Below are 22,369 nucleotides of genomic sequence, written 5' to 3'. Positions count from 1 at the left end.
GCCGCCGGATGCGAGCGCACGGTTCCCGCTCCGCCTGACCGGGACAGGGCAGAACGAACACCTCCCGCCCGAGCGCTGCGAGCGGCCGACTCTCACCGCACCCGATCAGGCCGAGCCACAACGGCCGCCGGCCGAGGGGGTCTGCGAACGAAGGACTCCCCCGCAACCCACCCGGCCCAAGCCCCGAACCCGTGCGGAGGGCAACGCCCCGCACCGGCTCGGCAGCGCCAGGGGCTCGCCGCGTCTGACGAACCCCGGCCGGCCAGGTGGGCGCAGCCAGGGTTCCTGCCCCGGTGGGACCGTCGATCCCACCCGTCCGTCGTCGCCGGCGCCCCGGCAGGACAGCCGGGACGCCGCAACCACCCAGCCCCTACTTCAACGCCGCCCGGATCGCGTAGTACGCCGGCTTCGGCTGGAACTGCTCGTCCCACGGCAGCGCGGCGCCCTCGCCGTCGAAGAACGCCGGGATCCAGGAGTACTTGTCGGTGTAGTCCCAGATGGTGATGCCGACGCACCGCCGCACCGCGAGGCACGCGTCGGTCACGTCGGCGTACCAGTCGGCCTGTTGGGCCAGCTTCTCCTCGGTCGCGGGCAGGATCATCCGGATGTCGACCTCGGTGAGCGCGGTGTCGAGGCCCAGCTTGGAGAAGCGGCGCAGGTTGTCCTCCAGCGTGGTCGGATAGCCGTATTGGAGCGCCAGATGGGCCTGGAGACCGATGCCGTCGAGCGGGACGCCCTGCGCCTTCAGCTGCTTGGCCAGGTTGTAGTAGGCGTCGCTCTTCGGGCCCACGCCCTCAATGTTGTAGTCGTTGAGGTAGAGCTTGACCTTGGGGTCGGCCTGGCGGGCCCAGCGCAGGGCGTCGGCGATGTAACCGGGGCCGAGGGTCTTGTAGAAGACGGTCTCCCGGTAGGTGCCGTCCTCGTTGAAGGCCTCGTTGACGACGTCCCAGGCGAACACCTTGCCCCGGTAGTGCCGTACCTCGGTCTGGATGTGCTTCTTCAGTACGGGCCTCAGCTCGGCCGCCGTCCACTCCCGCGAGGTGATCCAGTCGGGCAGCTGGCTGTGCCAGACGAGGGTGTGGCCGCGCACCTTCTGGTGGTGCGCGCGGGCGAGGTTGACGATCTCGTCGCCCGCGGTCCAGTCGAAGACGCCCTGCTGGGGTTCGGTGGCGTACCACTTCATGCCGTTGCCGGGCGTGATCTGGTCGAACTCGCTGCCGAGGATCTTCTTGTACGGCTCGTCGACGAGCTCGGGGTTGTCGGTGGCACTGCCGAAGTAGCGGCCGTGCCGCTGGGCGAGGTCGGCGAGGGTCTGCGGCTTGCCGTGGGCCTGGGCGGCGGGCCCGGTGGCGATGCCCGCGGCGACCAGGACGGCCGCGAGGGCTCCGGCGAGTCTGAGACGGTTCTTGCGCATGTGGTGCGACTCCTCACGTGCGGGTGGGTGTGAGCCGTACTGCCGAAGGCGCCGGGGTCATCCCTTCGTCGCGCCCGCGGTGAGGCCGCCGACGAGCTGGCGCTCGGCGACCGAGTAGAAGGCGAGGGCGGGAACCATCGCCAGGACGAGATAGGCGAAGACGCGGGCGTACTCCGCGGAGTACTGGCCCTGGAACTGCTGCACGCCGATCGGGAGCGTCCACCAGGTGTTGTCGGTGAACACCAGCAGCGGCAGCATGAAGTTGTTCCAGCTGGTGACGACGGCGAGCACCGAGACCGTGCCGAGCGCGGGCCGTGCCATGGGCAGCAGCACCCGCCAGAAGAACCCGAAGGGGCTGCACCCGTCGAGGGTGGCCGCCTCCTCCAGCTCACCGGGGATCTCCCGGAAGAAGGCCCGCAGGATGATGATCGTCATCGGCAGTCCGAAGGCGGCCTGCGGAAGGATCACGCCCAGTGGGTTGTCCAGCAGACCGAGCGAGCGCAGGAGCAGGAACAGCGGGAGCACCGCCACCGCGAAGGGGAACATCAGCCCCATCGTGAAGAGCGTGAACAGCGCCTCCCGGCCGCGGAAGGCGAACCGCGCGAAGGAGAACGCGGCCAGCGCGGACGCGGCGACCACCAGGACGGTCGTACCGACCGCGATCAGGGTGCTGCTGCCGAGCAGCCGCCAGAAGTCCGAGCCGGCCAGGATGTCGGTGTAGTTGCCGGTCCGCCAGTGCTTCGGCAGCCCGAAGGGGTTGCTGGAGAGCTCGTCGGTGGACTTGAACCCGGACAGGACGGCGTACACCAGGGGTACGACCATCACCGCGCCGACGGCGACGAGGACCAGGTGCAGGGGCAGGGTCCGTGCGGTGCTGTTGCGGGCGGTCATCGACCGTCCCCCCTCATCGTCGTGGTGGCCCCTTCGAGGTCGCGGCGGAGCACGAACCGCTGGTAGGCGAGGGCGAAGACGAGGCAGATGCCGAACATGACCACGCTGATCGCGCTGGCGTAGCCGACCTGGTAGCGCTTGAAGCCGTACTGGAACATGGTCACGGCCATGGTCTCGGAGTGGTGGTCGGGGCCGCCCTGGGTGACCACCCACACCAGGTCGAAGAGCTGGATGGAACCGATGACCGACAGGAAGACGCTGATCCGCAGGGTGGGCGCGAGGAGCGGCAGGGTGACGTTGCGGAAACGCTGCCAGGCACTGGCGCCGTCGATGAGGGCCGCCTCGGTCAACTCCCGTGGGATGGACTGGAGTCCGGCCAGGTAGAGCATCATGTGGAAGCCGAAGTACTTCCACATCATGACCAGGAAGAGCGTCGCCATGACGTAGGAGGGATCGGCGAACCACAGCCCGCCCAGGCCGTCCAGGCCGACCGCGCCGAAGATGTGGTCGGCGAGACCGGAGTCCGGGGCGAAGACCATGCTGAACAGCACGCCGGTGATCGCCTCGGACAGGACATACGGGGCGAAGAACAGCATCCGGTAGACGGCTCTGCCGCGCAGCTTCTGGTTGAGCAGGACCGCCATGGCGAGCGCGAACGGCAGCTGGAACGCGAGGGACAGCACGACCAGCACCAGGCAGCGCCACAGGTCGCCCAGGAAGACCGGGTTGTCGAAGAGAGCCGTGAAGTTGTCCATGCCGACGTAGTCGGAGGGCATGCCGAAGCCGCCCCAGCGGAAGAACGCGGCGTACAGCGCGAACAGCATCGGCAGCAGGACCATGCCGATGAACAGCACCAGGGCGGGCAGTTGGAAACTGACCGCGGTCAGCCAGTGCAGTACGCGCCGACGGCCCCGCCCCCGGGCCCTGACCGATTCCGGGGGCGGGAGTTCGGTGCCCGGACCGCTCCGCTTGTCTGCGAGGAACGTGGAGGTCATCGCGGGCTACTGCTCTTCCTTCGCGGTCTGCGTGATCGACTGGGCGACCTGTTCCGGGGACTTGGAGCCGGCGATCAGCGCGGCCACGCTGTCGTTGACCTCCTGGCCCACGGCGGGCGCGTACGCCTGGTCGAGATAGAGCTGGAAGCCGGTGGCGGCCTTCAACTGGGCCTGTACGAGCTTGAGGTTGGGGTCGGTCATGGCCTTCTCGGCGTTCGGGAGCACGGGAAGGACGCTGGTCTTCTTGACCAGTTCCAGCTCGGTGGCCTCGGAGGCGAAGAACTTCAGGAAGTCGACCGCCGCCTGCGGGGCACCCCGGCGCAGGGCGTGTCCGCCGCCTCCGCCGAACACCTCGGTGATGGCGCCCTTGCCGCCCTCGACCGCGGGGAAGGGGAAGAAGCCCAGGTCGTTACCGAGACCCTTGCCGGAGTCGGCCTGGACGGACGGGGCCCACTGGCCCATGAGTTCCATGGCCGCCTTGCCGTTGCCGACGGCCGCCGCCTGGCCGGTGGGCGTGGAGTAGGCGGCGTTGAGGAAGCCCTTCTGGAAGGGCTGGAGGGCGACGAGTTCCTTGAGGTGCCGACCGGCCTCGACGAACCCGGCGCCGGTGAAGTCCTTGTCCTCGCTGGCCTTCTGGAGGGCGTCGATACCGGCGGTGCGCATCGCGAGGTAGGCCCAGTAGTACATGCCGGGCCACTTCTCCTTGCCGGCCAGGGCGATGGGCGTGATGTTCTTCGACTTCAGCTTGCTCACGGCCTCCAGGAAGCCGCCCCAGGTGGTGGGGGGTTCGCTGACACCGGCCTGCTGGAAGAGCTTCTTGTTGTACCAGAAGCCGATCATGCCCATGTCGAAGGGAATGCCGTAGACCTTGTCGTCGAGGATGTACGGCTCCTTGGTGACCTTCAGCAGACCGTCGGCCCACGGCTTGGTCCGGTCGGTCAGGTCCTCGACGAGCCCCGCGTCGACCTGCTGCTTGAGGACGCCGCCGCCCCAGGTGTGGAAGATGTCGGGGAGCTTCCCGGAGGCGGTCAGCGCCGTCATCTTCGACTTGTAGGCGTCGTTCTCCAGCTGAACGATCTTTATCTTGACCTTGGGGTTCGCGGCCTCGAATTTCTTGGCGAGGGCCGCCCAGACACTCTTCGCCGGCTCGGTGGTGGAGATGTTCCACCACTCCACCGTGGTGGTCCCGTCGGACGATCCTCCGTCCGAGTCGCCGCCACAGCCGGTCAGTGTCGTCATGCCCAGACCGGCCGCGGCGGACGCCGCCAGAAAGCCACGGCGGGACAGTGCCGGGTCGCCCATGATGCGCTCCTTGAGTACGGGACGGAGCCGTCCTTGTCCGTCCTGCGGTCCGAAAGTTTCGGAATAGATCCAGAAAGCTTCGCTGCTGCCGCACCCTAGAGACAGCTACGGAACGGTGGCAACCCCCTGTGCGGGGGGAATGTTCGCGGATCGAGTCGCCAACTCACCCCCGGAAGGGCTCGCTTCGAAGAACCAGGACCGCTTGCCGTACGAACACTTGCCGTGCGATCGCCGATCCGCGCCGCTTCACGCGACTCCCTCCGGCGCCGGGACATCCGGGCGTGGGCATCCCGCGACGGCCACGCACCGAGCCCCTGACAAGGACCGGATCGGCCCGCAGCACACCGGGTCGGGGGTAACCTCCGATGGCCGAGGGACCGCACATCCGACGCCATCCGACCATCGGAGCAGCCGAAACATTCGGTAGCACGGGCGAACATTACGAAGCGGTCCGCGCGGAGATCCCCCACAGACCGCATCACCCAGGCCCAGAAGGCTGGCACCGACCAGGGGCCGGGGTGACCGGCAGTGACGCCCCGTCCGTGTGCGGCGGCGTTGCCGTCCCGGCCTCTCGGCGCTACCACGTTTCGGGCGCGGGTTCACGCAGCCCCTCCACGCCTTGGCGGGCGCCGTAATTCCCCGACCCCGCCATGACTCTGCGTGTCCACCTCCGCCGCCCCACCCACGCGGCTCACACGGGAACGTGCGTCGCCCCTCATCTGGCTCATCACCCGCCGCCGGACCCCACGACCCGAGTCTTAACGGAAGTTTGACGCCCGTAGACCCTCCAGCCAGAGGCCCGAACATCACTCTCCGCTTACGCTGATCCCGCCGTCAGACGGACGGCCGGATCCCAGCCGAGCAGCACCCCAGGAGCACCCCCGATGGCCCTCACCGAAGACCCACCCTCCGGTCGTCTGCGTGCATGGATGCTGGAGGGTCTGTCCGACATGGGCAAGGGCGGCGGCCACACGGGCCCGCACGCCCAACCCGAACCCCCGCACCAGGGCCAGTCCTGGTACCGGGTGATGTGCCTGACCGGCGTCGACTACTTCTCCACCCTCGGCTACCAGCCCGGCATCGCCGCCCTCGCGGCCGGCCTCCTCTCCCCCGTCGCCACCATCGTGCTCGTCCTGGTCACCCTGGCCGGCGCCCTGCCGGTCTACCGCCGCGTGGCCGAGGAGAGCCCCCACGGCGAGGGCTCCATCGCCATGCTGGAGCGCCTGCTGTCCTTCTGGCAGGGCAAGCTCTTCGTTCTGACCCTGCTCGGCTTCGCCGCCACCGACTTCCTGATCACCATCACGCTGTCCGCGGCGGACGCCTCGACCCACCTGATCGAGAACCCCCATCTGACCGGCGCCCTGCACGACCAGAAGATGCTGATCACCCTCGTCCTGGTCGCCCTGCTCGGCGCGGTCTTCCTCAAGGGGTTCCTGGAGGCGATCGGTGTCGCGGTCGCCCTGGTCGGCCTGTATCTCGGTCTCAACGTCGTGGTGGTCGCGGTCGGTCTGTGGCACGTCATCACGGCAGGGCATGTGATCACGGACTGGTCCGGCGCCCTGACCGCCGAGCACGGCAACGTGTTCGCCATGGTCGGCGTGGCCCTGCTCGTCTTCCCCAAGCTCGCGCTCGGCCTGTCCGGCTTCGAGACCGGCGTCGCCGTCATGCCCCACGTCAAGGGCGAGTCCGGTGACACCGAGGAGCGTCCGACCGGCCGGATCCGCGACACCAAGAAACTGCTCACCGCCGCCGCCCTGATCATGAGCGTCTTCCTGATCGCCACCAGCTTCATCACCACTCTCCTGATCCCGGAGAAGGAGTTCGAGTCGGGCGGCCAGGCCAACGGCCGCGCCCTCGCGTATCTCGCCCACGACTACCTGGGCGGCGTCTTCGGCACGGTCTACGACATCTCGACCATCGCCATCCTGTGGTTCGCCGGCGCCTCCGCGATGGCCGGCCTGCTCAACCTGATGCCCCGCTACCTGCCCCGCTACGGCATGGCCCCGCACTGGGCCCGCGCCGTACGCCCCATGGTCATGGTCTTCACCCTCATCGGCTTCCTGGTCACCTGGATCTTCGATGCCGACGTCGACGCCCAGGGCGGCGCCTATGCCACCGGCGTCCTGGTCCTCATCAGCTCCGCCGCGATCGCGGTGACCATCGCGGCGCGCAAGGCCGGCCAGCGGGGCTGGACGATCGGCTTCGCGGTCATCTCGGCGGTCTTCCTCTACGTCACCGTCGCGAACGTCATCGAACGCCCCGACGGTGTCAAGATCGGCGCCTGCTTCATCGCCGGCATCATCCTCGTCTCCCTGCTCTCCCGGCTGGCCCGTGCCTTCGAGCTGCGCGTGACCAGCGTGCGGCTGGACGCCATGGCGGAACGTTTCATCCGCGACATCGCCAGCCGCAAGATCCGCTTCATCGCCAACCAGCCCGACCAGCGTGACCAGGCCGAATACCGCGACAAGATCGAACAGATCCGGGCCGACAACGACATCCCCGGCGAGGACTTCGTCTTCGTCGAGGTCACCGTCCTGGACCCCTCCGAGTTCGAGGCGGGCCTGACCGTCCGCGGTGAAGTCCTGCACGGCCGCTACCGCGTCCTGACCCTGGAGTCCTCCTCCATCCCGAACGCCCTGGCCGCCCTCCTCCTGCATGTCCGCGACCTCACCGGCTGCACCCCCCACATCTACTTCGAATGGACCGAGGGCAGCCCCTTCCACCACTTCCTGCGCTTCTTCCTCTTCGGCCAGGGCGAGGTCGCCCCCGTCACCCGGGAGGTCCTGCGCGAGGCGGAACCCGACCGCGCCCGCCGTCCGCGCGTCCACACCGGCTGACCGGCACATACCCGACATACGCTGCGTACGGCCCTAAGTTGATGCCCATGATCCTGAGCATCCGCAACCAGCTCCCCGGCACCGTCACCACCGTCACCCGGGGCGAGGCCATGGCGACGGTCAAGATCCGCCTCGACGGTGGGCAGGACCTCACTGCCGCGATCACCCTCGATGCCGTGGAGGATCTCGGCCTCACCCAGGGTTCTTCCGTACGCGCCCTGGTGAAGTCGACGGAGGTTTCCCTCGCCACCGCCCCGGTCCGGGGCCTGTCCATCCGCAACCAGCTCCCGGGCACGGTCACCGCCGTGGCCACCGGCGCCGCCATGGCCACGGTGAAGATCGCCGTCGAGGGCGGCGAGTTCACCTCCGCGATCACAACGGACTCTGCGACGGACCTCGCCCTGGCCGTCGGCACCCCCGTGGTCGCCCTCATCAAGTCGACCGAGGTGTCACTGGCGAAGGAGTAGACCCCGCCACAACGAGAAAGGGCCCCGCCGAAACGGGGCCCTCATCGCATCGAGTCAGTCCTCGTACGCGTCCAGCGGCGGGCACGAACACACCAGGTTGCGGTCACCGAAGGCCTGGTCGATCCGCCGCACCGGCGGCCAGTACTTGTCCGCGACCGACACCCCGGCCGGGAACACGGCCTCCTCGCGCGTGTACGCGTGCTCCCACTCGCCGCCCAGCGCGCCGGCGGTGTGCGGGGCGTTGCGCAGCGGGTTGTCGTCGGCGGCCCACTCCCCGGTGCCGACCTTCTCGATCTCTCCGCGAATGGCGATCATCGCCTCACAGAACCGGTCGAGTTCGGTCAGGTCCTCGGACTCGGTCGGCTCGATCATCAGGGTCCCGGCCACCGGGAACGACATGGTCGGCGCGTGGAAGCCGTAGTCGATGAGCCGCTTGGCCACGTCGTCGACGCTCACCCCGGTCGCCTTGGTCAGCGGCCGCAGATCGATGATGCACTCGTGCGCGACCAGCCCGCCGGGACCGGTGTAGAGCACGGGGTAGTGCGGCTCGAGCCGCTTGGCGATGTAGTTGGCGGAGAGCACCGCCACCTGCGTGGCCCGCTTGAGCCCCTCACCGCCCATGAGCCGGACGTACGCCCAGGAGATCGGCAGAATGCCCGCGGAGCCCCAGGGAGCGGCCGAGATGGGCCCCACGCCCGTCTCCGGCCCGGCCTCGGGCTGCATCGGGTGGTTCGGCAGATACGGCGCCAGGTGCGCCCGTACGCCGACCGGACCGACGCCCGGGCCGCCGCCCCCGTGCGGGATGCAGAAGGTCTTGTGCAGGTTCAGGTGGGAGACGTCACCGCCGAAGTGCCCCGGCTTGGCCAGTCCCACCAGAGCGTTGAGGTTGGCCCCGTCGACGTAGACCTGCCCGCCCGCCTCGTGCACCTGCGCGCAGATGTCGGCGACGTGCTCCTCGAACACCCCGTGCGTCGAGGGGTACGTGATCATCAGCACCGACAGCTCGTCGCGGTACTGCTCGATCTTGGCCCGCAGGTCCTCGACGTCGATCTCACCGTCCCCTGCGGTCTTGACGACGACGACCTTCATGCCCGCCATCACGGCGCTGGCGGCATTGGTCCCGTGCGCGGACGACGGGATCAGACACACGGTCCGCTGCTCGTCCCCGTTGGCCCGGTGGTACCCGCGTACGGCGAGCAGCCCGGCCAGTTCGCCCTGCGACCCCGCGTTGGGCTGCAGCGACACCTTGTCGTACCCGGTGACCTCGGCGAGCTGTTCCTCCAGCTCGCGGATGAGCGTGAGGTAGCCCTGCGCCTGCTCGGCGGGCGCGAAGGGGTGCAGCTGCCCGAACTCGGGCCAGGTGACCGGCTCCATCTCCGTGGTCGCGTTGAGCTTCATGGTGCAGGAGCCCAGCGGGATCATGCCGCGGTCCAGCGCGTAGTCCCGGTCGGCCAGCCTGCGCAGGTAGCGCAGCATCGCGGTCTCGGAGCGGTGCTGGTGGAAGACGGGGTGGGTGAGGACGGCGTCGCCGCGCAGCAGCGCGTCCGGCAGCGCCTCCTCGGTGGCCGCGTCCAGCTCCTCGATGTCGGCCTCGACCCCGAAGGCGTTCCACACGGCACTCAGCTGGGCCCGCGCGGTGGTCTCGTCACACGCGATGGACACATGGTCGGCGTCGACGAGGTGGAGGTTGACGCCGTTCCGCCGCGCCGCGGCCACGGTCTCGGCGGCCTTCGCCGGCACCCGCACGGTCAGCGTGTCGAAGTAGGAGCCGTGCACGACCTCGACCCCGCCGGCCGTCAGCCCCGCGGCGAGGATGTTCGCGTACCGGTGCGTCCGCCGCGCGATGCCCCTCAGCCCGTCGGGCCCGTGGTAGACGGCGTACATCCCGGCCATGACCGCGAGCAGCACCTGCGCGGTGCAGATGTTGCTGGTCGCCTTCTCCCGGCGGATGTGCTGCTCACGCGTCTGCAGAGCGAGCCGGTAGGCCTTGTTGCCGTCGGCGTCCACGGACACGCCCACGAGCCGCCCGGGCAGGCTCCTGGCGAACTTCTCCTGTACGGCCATGTATCCGGCGTGCGGCCCGCCGAATCCCATCGGCACGCCGAACCGCTGGGTGGTCCCGACCGCGATGTCCGCCCCGAGCTCGCCCGGCGACTTCAGCAGGGTCAGCGCGAGCAGATCGGCGGCCACGGTCACGAGCGCGCCGAGCTCGTGAGCCTGGTCGATGAGCGGCTTGATGTCCCGTACGACCCCGGAGGCGCCGGGGTACTGGACGAGCACCCCGTTGATCTCACGTGCGGCGACCTCGGCCGGGATCCCGTCGCTGAGGTCGGCGACGACGACCTCCAGACCGGTCGGCTCGGCGCGGGTCTGGATCACGGCGATGGTCTGCGGCAGCGCGTCGGCGTCGACGAGGAAGAGGCCCTTCTTGTTCTTCCCCATCCGGCGGGACAGTGCCATGGCCTCGGCCGCCGCGGTCCCCTCGTCGAGCAGCGAGGCGCCGGAGGTCGGCAGCCCGGTGAGGTCGGCGACCATGGTCTGGAAGTTGAGCAGAGCCTCGAGCCGCCCCTGCGAGATCTCCGGCTGGTACGGCGTGTAGGCCGTGTACCAGGCAGGGTTCTCCATGACGTTACGGAGGATGACGGGCGGAGTGAAGGTGCCGTAGTACCCGAGCCCGATCATGGAGTCGAGCACCTGGTTCCGGTCGGCCAGCGACCGCAGTTCGGCCAGCACCTCGGCCTCGGTACGCGCACCGGGCAGTTCCAGCGCATCGGCGTTCTTGATCACATCGGGCACGGCGGCGGCCGTGAGCTCGTCCAGCGAGCCGTAACCGACCTGCGCGAGCATCTTGGCGCAAGCCTCGTGGTCAGGGCCGATGTGGCGCTGCTCGAAGGGGATGCCCTGTTCGAGCTCGGAGAGCGGAGTGCGGTGGGCGGTCATTGCGGAGGCCTCCTGGTCTGACGCGACCTTCGAGGGGTACCCCGGCACGGGTACCCCGACGGCCTCCCCCTCTGTCATCTCGACCTGAGAGCTTCACCGGCCGCCCGAAGGCCGCCGGCTTTCACCGTCGGTGAGAGCGGAAGCCGTCGACACCCGCCCTGCTTTCCAGAGTGACCTCGTCCGTGCGGTACGTGAGCCTGAGAGATTCCGGGGAGGATTTGCTCCTTCGGCGCCTCCGATGGTGTCCGGAGGACTCTCCCGCACGGGATCAGCAGCCGCTGGCAAGCCTACCAGCGAGGGCGCCGCACGGGTCTTCGAGTGGCCGCACACCCCGATGTGCTCTTTCGTAGTGTTTACGACCGCTTCGGATGATTTGCGACCAAGTGGAGGGCACGTGCAGACCGACATCGATCCGCGCAACCTGATCGGCCGCAAGGCGTTCGACCGCAACGGCACCAAGATCGGCACCGTTGACGAGGTCTACCTCGACGACGCGACGGGCGTGCCGGAGTGGGCTGCCATACGCACCGGCCTCTTCTCCCGGGACGCCTTCGTCCCCCTGGAGCCGAGCGAGCTGGTCGACGGCACCCTGCACGTCCCCTTCGACCGCAGCCTCATCAAGGACGCCCCCGACTTCGGCGTGGGCCGCCACCTCTCCCCCGAGCAGGAACTCCAGCTCTACCACCACTACGGCCTCGACCTGGCGGCCCCACCCCCGTTCCCGGACCGGGACTTCGGCAAGCTGGCCGGCACGGGAGACGCGGAAGCCTGACGCCGCGCCCGCCGACGAACCCGTCACGGGTGGTGCGGACGCGCACGGCAACGGCTCGGCCGACTTCAGCCGAGGATCACCGACACGGAAGGTCCGCACCCGCCCCGGCTTCGCAGCACAAGCCCCGTCAACCGCCCCACCACGCCCCCGTCGGCCGCCCACTGCGGTCAACCCCACTGGGGCCATCCGCGCCCGCCAACGAACCCGTCACGAGTGATGCGGACGTGCACCCATCACCTCGACCAACGGCAACGGCGCAGCCGACTCAAGCCCAGGATCATCCACAAGAAACGTCCGCACCCGCCCGGCTTCGCAGCACAAGCCCCGTCGGCCGCAACGAACCCGTCACGCGTGTTGCGGACGTGAACCCGTCACTTCGACCAACGGCAACGGCTCGGCCGACTCCAGCCGAGGATCATCGACACGAAACGTCCGCACCCGCCCCGGCTCCGAATCCGGCGTCTCGAACCGCACGGTCACCCTGCCCAGCCCGCTCCCCTGCACCCACCCGTGCCCGTACTCGGCATGCCGCACGTCATGTCCGGCGACCCACCGCCGCTCGACCACCACGTCCCGCTCCTCGGCAGGAACGTCATCAGCCACCTCCTCGACGCCAGGATCCGCTGCCTCCCCCGCCGCCTGGGCGAACAGATCCTCCTGAGTGAAGTCGGCAAGCCCGGAAACCCCCACCCCCAGCAACCGCACACCCCCCGTCGAGTCGACGCCCTCCAGCAACCGCAGGGCGGCCTCCTTCACCACCGCAGGATCATCCGTGGGCCCCCGCAGGGTCTCGGACCGCGTCAGCGTCGAGAAGTCGTACCGCCGCACCTTCAACACGATGGTCCGCCCCGACAGCCCTGCCTCCCGCAGCCTGCGCACACACCGGTCCGCCAACCGCTGCACCTCGAGCCCCACCCGAACCCGGTCATGGATGTCCACGTCGTACGTGTCCTCCACCGACACCGACTTCGTCTCCCGCTCCGCCACCACGGCCCGCTCGTCCCGCGCCAGCGCCATGGCGTACAGCCCGTGCCCGTGCGCCTTCCCGAGCAGCCGTACGAGCTCGTCCTCCCCCGCCTCGACGATCTCGTCGACGGTATGGATCCCGGCCCGCCGCAGATGGTCCCCGGTCGCCGGCCCCACCCCGGGCAGGGTCCGCACCGACATCGGCCCAAGCATCGCCCGCTCGGTGCCCGGCTCGATCACCACCAGCCCGTCCGGCTTGGCCTGCTCGGAGGCGATCTTCGCGAGCATCTTGGACGCGGCCAGCCCCACCGACCCCGTGAGGCCTGTCCCGGCCCGTATGTCGGCCCGCAGCTTCGCCCCGACCAGCCGCGCCGACGCCTCGTCCCAGGCCGCTCCACCGGCCTCCAGATCGACGAACGCCTCGTCCAGGCTCAGTGGCTCCACCAGCGGCGACAGCGCCCGCAGCAGCGCCATCACCTGCTCGCTGATCGCCTTGTAGAACCCGAAGCGCGGCACGAGATACGCGGCGTTCGGCGCGAGCCGTCTCGCCTGGGCCATGGGCATCGCCGAATGCACCCCGAACACCCGGGCCTCGTAGGACGCGGTGGCCACCACACCGCGCGGCCCCAGCCCGCCCACGACGACCGCCTTCCCGCGCAGACTCGGCTTGGACGCCTGCTCCGCCGAGGCGTAGAAGGCATCCATGTCGAGATGCAGGATCGTGGGCGCTTTTCTCACATGTCCGATGCTGCCCTACGCCACTGACAATGCCCCGCCGATGCGAGCGGGGCAGCGTCAGACCGCCCGGTTGCGGCGCCTGGCCAGCTCGTCCGCCGGGTTGTGTCCGATGAGCGTCTCGCCGGTGTCGATGCGCTCCCCGTGCAGCTGCGACAGGGCGCTCTCGACATCCCGCCACACCACGCCCACGGCGATCCCGAAGATCCCCTGGCCACCCTGGAGCAGCGCGTGCACCTCGTCGGGCGAGGTGCACTCGTAGACCGTGGCCCCGTCGCTCATGAGCGTCATCCGCTCCAGATCCTGGAAACCGCGCTCACGCAGGTGCTGGACCGTGGTGCGGATGTTCTGCAGCGACACACCGGTGTCGAGGAACCGCTTGACGATCTTCAGGACGACGACGTCCCGGAAACTGTAGAGCCGCTGCGTCCCCGACCCGTGAGCGGGCCGCACGCTCGGCTCCACGAGCCCGGTGCGCGCCCAGTAGTCGAGTTGCCGGTAGGTGATGCCGGCCGCCGCGCAGGCCGTAGGGCCGCGATAGCCGATCTCCTCGGACGCCATGGACGTCGCCCCTCCGCTGCTCGGCACGGCCGCCGGTCGCTGCGGAGCGTGATCGGCCGCGCTGCCCTGAAACGGGCTGCCGTGATGGGGATCCCCCCAACTCGAACGCAGTTGAGAGCTTGGGGGAGGGTACGGACCGCTTGCCCCGAGACTCCGTCCGGGGGCACCCCCAGCCGTACCGTCGCCGCTGCTTCTCACGCCGACCTCCGTCCTTGACCTGCCTTCTCGACGGTAGGCAGTCACCAGGGGTGCGTCAACGATCGCCACACTCGGCACGCCGAGTGATAATCACCCTAGGAGTGGTTTCCCGTACCCCACCGCGGGGAAAGGCTAGCGGGTTGCGCTCCGAACGGGCCGCAGGACGCTCTCACGCGCCGGTGGCAAATGCCGGCATTTCCGTGACGACCGGACACGGCCGAGCCGTCACGGACCACTGATCCGCCGGCTCGGCCGCATCCGTCTCACTGACTGCTGGTGCCGAAGTCCTCGGGGGAGATCTGGTCGAGGAACTCGCGGAACTTCTCCACCTCGTCCTCCTGCTCGTCCGGAATGGCGATACCGGCGTCGTCGAGCACTCCGTCGCTGCCGTAGATCGGCGTCCCGGTGCGCAGGGCCAGCGCTATGGCGTCGGACGGCCGCGCGCTCACCTCGACCCCGCTGGCAAAGACCAGCTCCGCGTAGAAGACGCCCTCACGCAGATCCGTGATGCGCACTTCGGTGAGCTCCTGGCCGACCGCCTCCAGCACGTCCTTGAACAGGTCGTGGGTCAGTGGTCGTGCGGGGGCCATGCCCTGCTGCGCGAAGGCGATGGCCGTCGCCTCCCCCGGCCCGATCCAGATGGGGAGGTAGCGGTCGCCTCCCACTTCACGCAGGAGCACGATCGGTTGGTTGGAGGGCATTTCGACCCGGACACCTACGACATCGAGCTCGTTCACACAGCAACCCTAGGCCGTGCCCGGGACGTTTGGGTAGTCGGGCAGGAAACGGGTGACGATCCGGCCCCCGGCACCCTCAGGGCAGGCGCACGCCGAGCGCGGTCTGCACAAGTGCCGCGTGCAGCTTCACGGTCAGCCCCGCGAGTTCCTTGGCGCGAGCTTCGGCGTGTGCGCGGGTCTGCGGGTTGCGGTGGCGCTTCAGCGGGGCCACCACCTGGTCCACGAGCCCGGCCTCACGGTCGGCGGCCGCCTTCATCGCGCGCAGATGCCGCGGCTCGATCCCGAACCGCCCGAGTTCCACGACAAGCGCCGCCACCGTCACCGCCTCGGCATCGTAGGCCCCGTCCGGCAGCGGCGTGATGAGGCCGTACGCCTCCCACTCCGCCAGCTGCGGCTCGTCGATCTCGGCGGCGGCGAGCAGCTCTGCCCGGCCGACCCGGGCCACGGTGGGGCCCTCGGAGACCTCCAGGACCGTTTCTCCGTCCCGCTGGCGGCCCACTGTGGGCAGGGCGACGGCCTCGCCGCGCTCCATGGCGTCCAGGTGCTCCCGGATCACCTTGAGCGGCAGATAGTGGTCCCGCTGCATCCTCAGGACGTGGCCGAGGCGCTCGACGTCCCGGTTGCTGAACTTGCGGTACCCGGAGGGGGTCCGCTGCGGCTCGATGAGGCCCTCGGACTCCAGGAAACGGATCTTGGAGATCGTGACTTCGGGGAACTCGTCGCGCAGCACGTTCAGCACTGTGCCGATGCTCATCAGCCCACTGTCCGTGGCGGCGGTGCCGTGGCCGGCACCGCCGCTCGGTGTTTGAAGCATGGACCTTCCCTGGGAGGGTCAGTAGCCCTGCTGGCTCGCGTAGAACACCAGCCGGTACTTGCCGATCTGCACCTCGTCGCCGTTGTTCAGAGCGACCGAGTCGATCCGCTCGCGGTTGACGTACGTGCCGTTGAGACTGCCCACGTCGGACACCGTGAACGAGCCGTCCTGACCGCGGCGGAACTCCACGTGCCGACGCGAGACCGTGACGTCGTCGAGGAAGATGTCGCTCTGCGGGTGCCGCCCGGCCGTGGTCAGCTCGCCGTCCAGCAGGAAGCGGCTGCCCGAGTTCGGCCCGCGGCGCACCACCAGGAGCGCGGAGCCCAGCGGAAGCGCGTCGACGGCCGCCTGTGCCTCCGGCGAGAGCGCCGGCATCTGCGTCTGGCCGGTGACCTCGGAGTCGTAGGCCTCGAGTCCCGAGATGGAGATGGTGGAGGTCGTCTCCGAGGGACGCTCGGGCACGGCCCCGGCCCGCAGCGGAGCGCCGCAGTTGGAGCAGAAGCGGCTGTTCTCCGCGTTGCGGTTACCGCACCTCGTACACACCAGGGCCGACATAGGGGAAAACCCTCCACCCGTACTTGAGGTTGACGGCTGCCCGAAACCTATGCCGCCGGACTGGGCGGGGTCAACAGACGGCACGCCCTGACCTCCGGAAACGTCACCACCCTGACCGGCGACCTGGTCCCGGAACAGCGGGCGCTGACCCTCGGCGTCGGGCTGTGCGCGATGACGAGCGGTCGCGTTGTCGCTACCTTCTCGCGCGCTCTTGCCGAACAACTTCGCAAACAACTTCACGGGCGATTCCCCTTGACCGAAACAGACCCGCCCGTGGGGCAGGACGAACCCTGATTGAACACACCGGTCGACCCGGACACCCTCACAACGTCCGTTTCCACCAGACAGTTTCCACCACGCACCACCCATTCGGTGCGCCGACCCCCCGCAACCTCATGCCCTGGCCGATTGCCCCCCATGCGCCGCCGGTTCACCGGGAGGACGACCGAGCGTAGTCAGGCCGCTTCGCCGCTCGCAAGGCGTCCACGACGATCTTGTCCGACCGCTCGACGGCGACGGTGGCCTGCTCCTTCTCGAGAGTCTGCACCACACCTCCAGGGATGTTCAGCGCCGGTTCGAGGTCCTGCGGATTGCCGATGACCTTGAAACGAAACGGCGCGGTGATCTTGTTCCCGTCGACGCTCACGCTCTTGTCCGAATCCGACAGATAGGTGCCTGCGGTGACCCGTACGCCGTTCACCTGGATCGCCTCCGCCCCGGCCGCTCGCAGTTCCTGGATGGCGTCGAGCAGCATGTCCGCCTCGACCGCCCCCTTGGTGTCCTCGATCGTCATCGTGATGCCCGGCCCCTGCGCGGCCACGGTGCCCGCGAGGATGCCGAGTTGCCGCTCCTTCTCGACCGTCTGCTTGCGGGCCTCCTCTGCCTGGTCAGAGCTGTTCTCCAGCTCGTCCCGCTGCTTCTCGAGGCCCTGCTTCTCGTCTTCAAGACGCTGAGTACGGTCGTCCAGTTCATCGAGGATGCGTACGAGATCTTCCTGCCGCGCTCCCCGTAGCGCACTGTCGCTGTCGCTGTTGGACGCCACCTGAACCGCCAGGCCGAATCCGAGGCCGAACAGCAGTACCGCGACGATGAGTTGGGCCCGCGTCACACGCGGCGGCCACAGCCCGTTCACGAGCCTCTGACGGCCGGTGAGCCCGGGCTCCTCCTGCGCCTCCGCTTCCGCTTCCGCTTCCGCGGGAGAGGTCGCCGGGAGTTCCTCGGGCAGTTCCTTGCGCAACCTGTATTCGGGCGTCTCTTCCGGTTCGCTCATCGGCCTCACGCCCGGAAGACGTGCCGGCGGATCGCCGCGGCGTTCGAGAAGATCCGGATGCCGAGCACGACGACGACACCCGTCGACAACTGGGCGCCCACGCCCAACTTGTCGCCCAGGAACACGATCAGCGCGGCCACGACCACGTTCGACAGGAACGACACGACGAACACCTTGTCGTCGAAGATGCCGTCCAGCATGGCCCGCAGCCCCCCGAAGACGGCGTCGAGCGCCGCCACCACGGCGATCGGCAGATAAGGCTCGACAACCGCCGGAACCTCGGGCCGGACCAACAGGCCGGCCACGACTCCCACGACGAGGCCCAGTACGGCGATCACGATGTGCCCTTCTCAGTTCTCGGCTCTGCTGTACGTACGATCACACTCGGTGCAGCCGGCAGCCGGAGGTCGTCCTCCACGGAGATGGCGGTCCGGATGCCGTAGTTCTCTTCCAGGGCGTGCAGATACAGCCCGTCGGCACTGTCCTGGAACCTGGTGCTCAGCCGCTGCCCGTCCCCCACAGCAAGCACCGTATAGGGCGGAACCAGCGGCTTGTTGTCGACCAGTATCGCGTCACCCGCGGCCCTGATCGCCGACAGCGCGGTCAGCCGCTGTCCGTTGACGGAGACGGCTTCGGCACCGGACTCCCACAGCCCGTTCACGACCCGCTGCATGTCACGGTCGCGCACCCGCCCGGTGTCGGAGAATCCCGAGGTCTCACGCGGGTTCCCGTCGCCGCCGCCCGTGCTGGCTTCCTTGGCGTCGTTCACGACCAGTTTGACGCCGGGGCCGTGCACCTCCACGGCGCCCGACAGAATGCCCACGAGATCGGCCTGGCCACTGTCACCACTCTGCTTGAGAGCCTCGCGCTGCCGGGTGCTGACGTCGTCACGCAGCTGGTCGACGCTCTCCTCGAGCTTGTCCGCCGTCTCGGTCTCGCGGTCGATACGGTCGATGAGCTCCTCGCGCTCCTTGGCCACGACCGGGGCGGCCACCCGTGCCTGCGCCGCCCCGACGGTGACCACGAGAGCGGCGAGCACCAGGCCGACGGCCAGCCCCAGTCTCGCCCGCAGTGTCCTGGGCAACTTGGCGTCGCCGGCGGCCTTCTTGCGGGCCGCGGCCTCGGCGTACCCGTCGTCGAGGCTGTGGTCCATGACGTTGGTGAGCAGCGACATGGAGGCGTCCGGGCGCGACGGGCGCGTGGGGGTGCTCCGAATGGGGGACTGCTGCGGCATGCCGCACATCGTCGCACGTCGCGGCCCCTACCTCCGAATGGCCCCATCGGCGTGCCGGACAGGCCCCCTTGGGGACACATGTCCGGCACGCACGCGTGCGTGGTTCAGCGGCCGGCGCTGTCCACGACCGCCGACCACTCGTCCAGCAGGGCCTGCGCGGACGCGTCGTCGGGACCCTCGGCCCACAGATGCGTGACCGCCTCCGCCGGGTCCGGCAGGACCATCACCCAGCGTCCGTCGGTCTCGACGACCCGAACACCGTCGGTCGTGTCGACAAAGCGATCGCCCGCCGCCTCCACGACCCTGCGCATCACCAGCCCCTTGACGGCCCACGGAGTCGCCAGATCCCGCTTGAGGACATGCGCCCGCGGAATCCGCGCGTCGATCTGGCTGAGCGTCAGCTGGGTCCGCGCGACCAGTCCGATCAGCCGTACGAAGGCCGCCGTACCGTCGAAGACGCTGCTGAACTCCGGGATGATGAAGGCACCCTTGCCGTCACCACCGAAGATCGTCGAGTCGTCCCGTCCGACCCTGGTCAGATCGTCGGGCGAGGTGGTCGTCCACTCGACCTGCGTGCCGTGGTACGCCGCCACCTGCTCGCCGATCCGCGTGGTGGTCACCGGCAGCGCCACCCGGCCGCTGCGCCGCTCAGCGGCGACCAGATCGAGCATGACGAGCAGCGCCCGGTCATCCTCGATGATCCGCCCCTTCTCGTCGACGAGGGACAACCGCTCACCCACAGGGTCGAACCGCACGCCGAACGCGGCCCGCGCGGACGCCACGATCTCGCCGAGCCGCACCAGCCCCGACCGCCGGGCATCCGCCGTCTCCGTCGGCCTGGACTCGTCAAGCCCCGGGTTGATGGTCAGCGAGTCCACGCCGAGCTTCCCGAGCAGGCTCGGCAGCACCAGACCGGCGCTGCCGTTCGACGCGTCCACGACGACCTTCAGCCCGGCCTCGGAGATCCCGGTGATGTCGACGTTCCGCAACAGCGAGCCGGTGTACGAATCGAAGACGCTGGCGGGGAAGTGCAGGTCCCCGATCTCGCCGGGGAACGCCCGCCGGTACTCCTGCCGTGCGAACACCCGGTCCAGTTTGCGCTGACTGCCCTGCGAAAGGTCCGCACCCTGGCCGTCGAAGAACATGATGTCCACGGAGTCCGGCACCCCGGGCGTGGTCCGGATCATGATCCCGCCGGCACTCCCCCGCGCGGTCTGCTGCCGCGCCACGGGCAGCGGTACGTTCTCCAGGTCGCGTACGTCGATGGCGCTGGTCTGCAGTGCGGAGATCACCGCCCTCTTCAGTGCCCGCGCGCCGCGGGAGTGGTCACGGGCGGTGGTGACGGTCGAACCCTTCTTGAGGGTCGTCGCGTAGGCGCCTGCCAGCCGGACCGCGAGTTCGGGGGTGATCTCGACGTTGAGGATGCCGGAGACGCCACGGGCGCCGAAGAGATGCGCCTGGCCCCGGGACTCCCAGATGACCGAGGTGTTGACGAAGGCACCGGCTTCGATGGTCTTGAACGGGTAGACCCGCACATTCCCCTGAATGATCGATTCCTCGCCGATGAGGCACTCGTCACCGATGACCGCGCCGTCCTCGATACGAGCCGCGCGCATGATGTCGGTGTTCTTCCCGACGACACAGCCACGGAGATTGCTCTGCTGGCCCACATACACGTTGTCGTGCACAACGGCCTTGTGCAGAAAGGCTCCGCTCTTCACGACGACGTTCGAGCCCACGACGGAGTGTTCGCGGATCTCCGCGCCGGCCTCGACCTTGGCATAGTCGCCGATGTACAGCGGACCACGGAGAACGGCGTCGGGATGCACCTCGGCGCCCTCGGCCACCCATACGCCCGGGGAGAGCTCGAAGCCGTCGATCTCGACGTCGACCTTGCCCTCCAGGACGTCGGCCTGTGCCTTCACATAGCTCTCGTGGGTGCCGACGTCCTCCCAGTAGCCCTCCGCGACATAGCCGTAGACCGGCTTGCCTTCCTTCATCAGCTGCGGGAAGACATCGCCGGACCAGTCCACGGGCACATCGGGGTCGACGTAGTCGAAGACCTCGGGCTCCATGACGTAGATGCCCGTGTTCACCGTGTCCGAGAAGACCTGGCCCCAGGTCGGCTTCTCCAGGAAGCGCTCGACCTTGCCTTCCTCGTCAACGATGGTGATGCCGAATTCGAGGGGGTTGGGCACACGTGTCAGACAGACGGTGACCAGTGCGCCCTTTTCCTTGTGGAAGTTGATGAGCTCGGTGAGGTCGAAGTCGGTCAGGGCATCACCGGAGATGACGAGGAAAGCATCGTCCTTCAACGCCTCTTCGGCGTTCTTGACGCTTCCGGCGGTACCGAGTGGCTTCTCCTCATTGGCATAGGTGAGCTCCATTCCGAGCTCTTCACCGTCACCGAAGTAGTTCTTGACCAGTGAGGCCAGGAACTGAACGGTGACGACGGTCTCGTTGAGCCCATGCCTTTTGAGCAGCCGCAGCACGTGCTCCATGATCGGCCGGTTCACCACCGGCAGGAGCGGCTTGGGCATGCTCGAGGTCATGGGACGAAGGCGTGTGCCTTCGCCTCCGGCCATCACGACGGCCTTCATGTCGGAAGCGTCCTCCTTAAGAGATACGGTCTAGCCGACTTCACCCGTCCAGATTGTCCCGCACTTTTATGCCGGGGGCCATCGAGCCGCTACGGCCGTGCCAACGGGCGAGTTCAGTCGGCCGTGGCGTCCGCACGGACCAGGCGGCGGACTTGTACCACGTAGAGCACTCCTGCCCACCAGTACAGCGTTGTACCCCATCCGGCGAACGCCCATCCGAAAATAGCAGCGAGTGACGAGATCCATCCAGTTCCGTCACTGAGCAGGAGCAGCGGGAACGCGTACATCAGGTTGAAGGTGGCGGCCTTGCCGAGGAAGTTCACCTGCGGCGGCGGATAACCGTGACGCCTGAGGATGCCCACCATCACCAGGAGCATCAGCTCTCGCAAGAGCAGTGCAGCCGTCAACCAGATTGGCAGAATCTCGCGCCAGGTGAGGCCGACCAGAGTCGAGAGAATGTAGAGGCGGTCGGCCGCGGGGTCGAGCAGCCGGCCGAGGCTGCTGATCTGGTTCCACCGCCGGGCGAGCTTGCCGTCCAGGTAGTCGCTGATCCCGCTCAGCGCCAGTACCAGCAGCGCCCAGGTGTCACTCTTGGGCCCTCCGAACTCGGGCCTGAGGATCAGCCACAGGAAGAGCGGCACCCCAGCGAGCCGCGCCATGCTGAGGATGTTGGGGATGGTGAGGACCCGGTCCGTCTGGACCCGGGTCTCCTGGACCTCCACCCGGGAGCCTCCTGTGGGAAATGTGCCGACGATGCTCCCTGACCCTACCTCAACGCAAAAAAGCTCCGGCTCTTGGGCTGGTGCCCAAGAGCCGGAGCTCTAAAAGGAGTTCGGCGGTGTCCTACTCTCCCACAGGGTCCCCCCTGCAGTACCATCGGCGCTGTAAGGCTTAGCTTCCGGGTTCGAAATGTAACCGGGCGTTTCCCTCACGCTATGACCACCGAAACACTATGAAGTTACGACCGGAAAAAGCACAGTCGTTGCCTCAGAACTAACACAGTGGACGCGAGCAACTGAGGACAAGCCCTCGGCCTATTAGTACCGGTCACCTCCAGCGGTTACCCGCCTTCCAGATCCGG

The 22,369-nt window shown here is 68.5% G+C and carries 18 protein-coding genes, 1 rRNA gene and 1 riboswitch; of the genes, 3 read left to right on the top strand and 16 right to left on the bottom strand.

What is annotated here, in order from left to right:
- Window positions 1-370: 370 nt before the first annotated feature.
- Genes ACZ39I_RS16765 through ACZ39I_RS16750 form a run of 4 tightly spaced genes read right to left on the bottom strand, consistent with a single transcriptional unit; the run spans window position 371 to window position 4,602 of the window.
- Entirely contained in the window at window positions 371-1,414 is a 1,044-nt protein-coding gene (locus ACZ39I_RS16765; RefSeq protein WP_467245138.1) for an endo-1,4-beta-xylanase, read from the bottom strand.
- 57 nt (window positions 1,415-1,471) lie between these two features.
- Window positions 1,472-2,305, bottom strand: coding sequence for a carbohydrate ABC transporter permease (locus ACZ39I_RS16760; RefSeq protein ID WP_406175151.1), 834 nt, complete (start codon window positions 2,303-2,305; stop codon window positions 1,472-1,474).
- The gene (locus ACZ39I_RS16755) at window positions 2,302-3,300 is read right to left on the bottom strand and encodes a carbohydrate ABC transporter permease (protein ID WP_467245137.1); all 999 of its coding nucleotides are present in this window, start codon (window positions 3,298-3,300) and stop codon (window positions 2,302-2,304) included. Before ACZ39I_RS16755 ends, ACZ39I_RS16760 begins: the two co-directional genes overlap by 4 nt.
- Before the next feature lie 6 nt (window positions 3,301-3,306).
- Complete coding sequence (locus ACZ39I_RS16750) at window positions 3,307-4,602, bottom strand: extracellular solute-binding protein (RefSeq protein ID WP_467245136.1); 1,296 nt, start codon at window positions 4,600-4,602, stop codon at window positions 3,307-3,309.
- 884 nt (window positions 4,603-5,486) lie between these two features.
- On the opposite strand from ACZ39I_RS16750, the gene ACZ39I_RS16745 reads away from it, so the two are divergent.
- On the top strand, window positions 5,487-7,439 hold the full coding sequence (locus ACZ39I_RS16745; protein WP_467245135.1) for an APC family permease: 1,953 nt from the start codon (window positions 5,487-5,489) through the stop codon (window positions 7,437-7,439).
- A 47-nt stretch (window positions 7,440-7,486) separates the two neighbouring features.
- Window positions 7,487-7,906: a TOBE domain-containing protein gene (locus tag ACZ39I_RS16740; protein WP_467245134.1), complete on the top strand. Its 420-nt coding sequence runs from the start codon at window positions 7,487-7,489 to the stop codon at window positions 7,904-7,906.
- Between the two features lie 54 nt (window positions 7,907-7,960).
- On the opposite strand, the gene gcvP is transcribed toward ACZ39I_RS16740, so the two are convergent.
- Window positions 7,961-10,846 carry an aminomethyl-transferring glycine dehydrogenase gene (gene gcvP, locus ACZ39I_RS16735; protein ID WP_467245133.1) on the bottom strand — a complete coding sequence of 962 codons (2,886 nt, stop codon included), beginning with the start codon at window positions 10,844-10,846 and terminating at the stop codon, window positions 7,961-7,963.
- A gap of 175 nt (window positions 10,847-11,021) precedes the next feature.
- Window positions 11,022-11,117, bottom strand: a riboswitch (glycine riboswitch).
- Between the two features lie 123 nt (window positions 11,118-11,240).
- Here gcvP and ACZ39I_RS16730 point away from each other — a divergent pair.
- Window positions 11,241-11,618, top strand: a complete 378-nt coding sequence (locus tag ACZ39I_RS16730; RefSeq protein WP_451472026.1) for a PRC-barrel domain-containing protein — start codon at window positions 11,241-11,243, stop codon at window positions 11,616-11,618.
- Window positions 11,619-11,963: 345 nt separating this feature from the next.
- Here ACZ39I_RS16730 and ACZ39I_RS16725 read toward each other — a convergent pair whose 3' ends face one another.
- The 11 genes from ACZ39I_RS16725 to rrf form a co-directional block, all read right to left on the bottom strand.
- Window positions 11,964-13,322 carry a DNA polymerase IV gene (locus tag ACZ39I_RS16725; protein ID WP_467245132.1) on the bottom strand — a complete coding sequence of 453 codons (1,359 nt, stop codon included), beginning with the start codon at window positions 13,320-13,322 and terminating at the stop codon, window positions 11,964-11,966.
- Between the two features lie 57 nt (window positions 13,323-13,379).
- A complete protein-coding gene (locus tag ACZ39I_RS16720; protein ID WP_352392103.1) occupies window positions 13,380-14,078 on the bottom strand; it encodes a MerR family transcriptional regulator in 699 nt (232 codons plus the stop codon).
- A gap of 263 nt (window positions 14,079-14,341) precedes the next feature.
- Entirely contained in the window at window positions 14,342-14,815 is a 474-nt protein-coding gene (locus tag ACZ39I_RS16715) for a bifunctional nuclease family protein (protein ID WP_004002801.1), read from the bottom strand.
- Between the two features lie 76 nt (window positions 14,816-14,891).
- Window positions 14,892-15,629 carry a transcriptional regulator FtsR gene (gene ftsR / locus ACZ39I_RS16710; RefSeq protein ID WP_467245131.1) on the bottom strand — a complete coding sequence of 246 codons (738 nt, stop codon included), beginning with the start codon at window positions 15,627-15,629 and terminating at the stop codon, window positions 14,892-14,894.
- Between the two features lie 18 nt (window positions 15,630-15,647).
- Window positions 15,648-16,553 (bottom strand): FHA domain-containing protein, encoded by a 906-nt coding sequence (locus ACZ39I_RS16705; protein WP_403667326.1) that lies wholly within the window; start codon window positions 16,551-16,553, stop codon window positions 15,648-15,650.
- A 61-nt stretch (window positions 16,554-16,614) separates the two neighbouring features.
- Window positions 16,615-17,454: a DUF881 domain-containing protein gene (locus ACZ39I_RS16700; RefSeq protein WP_467245130.1), complete on the bottom strand. Its 840-nt coding sequence runs from the start codon at window positions 17,452-17,454 to the stop codon at window positions 16,615-16,617.
- 5 nt (window positions 17,455-17,459) lie between these two features.
- A complete protein-coding gene (locus tag ACZ39I_RS16695; protein WP_003988855.1) occupies window positions 17,460-17,792 on the bottom strand; it encodes a small basic family protein in 333 nt (110 codons plus the stop codon).
- The gene (locus ACZ39I_RS16690) at window positions 17,789-18,697 is read right to left on the bottom strand and encodes a DUF881 domain-containing protein (protein ID WP_467245129.1); all 909 of its coding nucleotides are present in this window, start codon (window positions 18,695-18,697) and stop codon (window positions 17,789-17,791) included. Before ACZ39I_RS16690 ends, ACZ39I_RS16695 begins: the two co-directional genes overlap by 4 nt.
- A gap of 95 nt (window positions 18,698-18,792) precedes the next feature.
- Window positions 18,793-21,288 carry a mannose-1-phosphate guanyltransferase gene (locus tag ACZ39I_RS16685; protein WP_352392107.1) on the bottom strand — a complete coding sequence of 832 codons (2,496 nt, stop codon included), beginning with the start codon at window positions 21,286-21,288 and terminating at the stop codon, window positions 18,793-18,795.
- 113 nt (window positions 21,289-21,401) lie between these two features.
- On the bottom strand, window positions 21,402-22,010 hold the full coding sequence (locus ACZ39I_RS16680) for a CDP-alcohol phosphatidyltransferase family protein (RefSeq protein ID WP_467245128.1): 609 nt from the start codon (window positions 22,008-22,010) through the stop codon (window positions 21,402-21,404).
- A 108-nt stretch (window positions 22,011-22,118) separates the two neighbouring features.
- Window positions 22,119-22,235: ribosomal RNA gene (rrf, locus tag ACZ39I_RS16675) — 5S ribosomal RNA — on the bottom strand.
- Window positions 22,236-22,369 lie beyond the last annotated feature (134 nt).

This window comes from Streptomyces sp. NPDC024687 (genome assembly GCF_055559055.1).
Note: the sequence above shows the minus strand (reverse complement) of the source record. Positions and strands in the feature narration are given on the sequence as shown.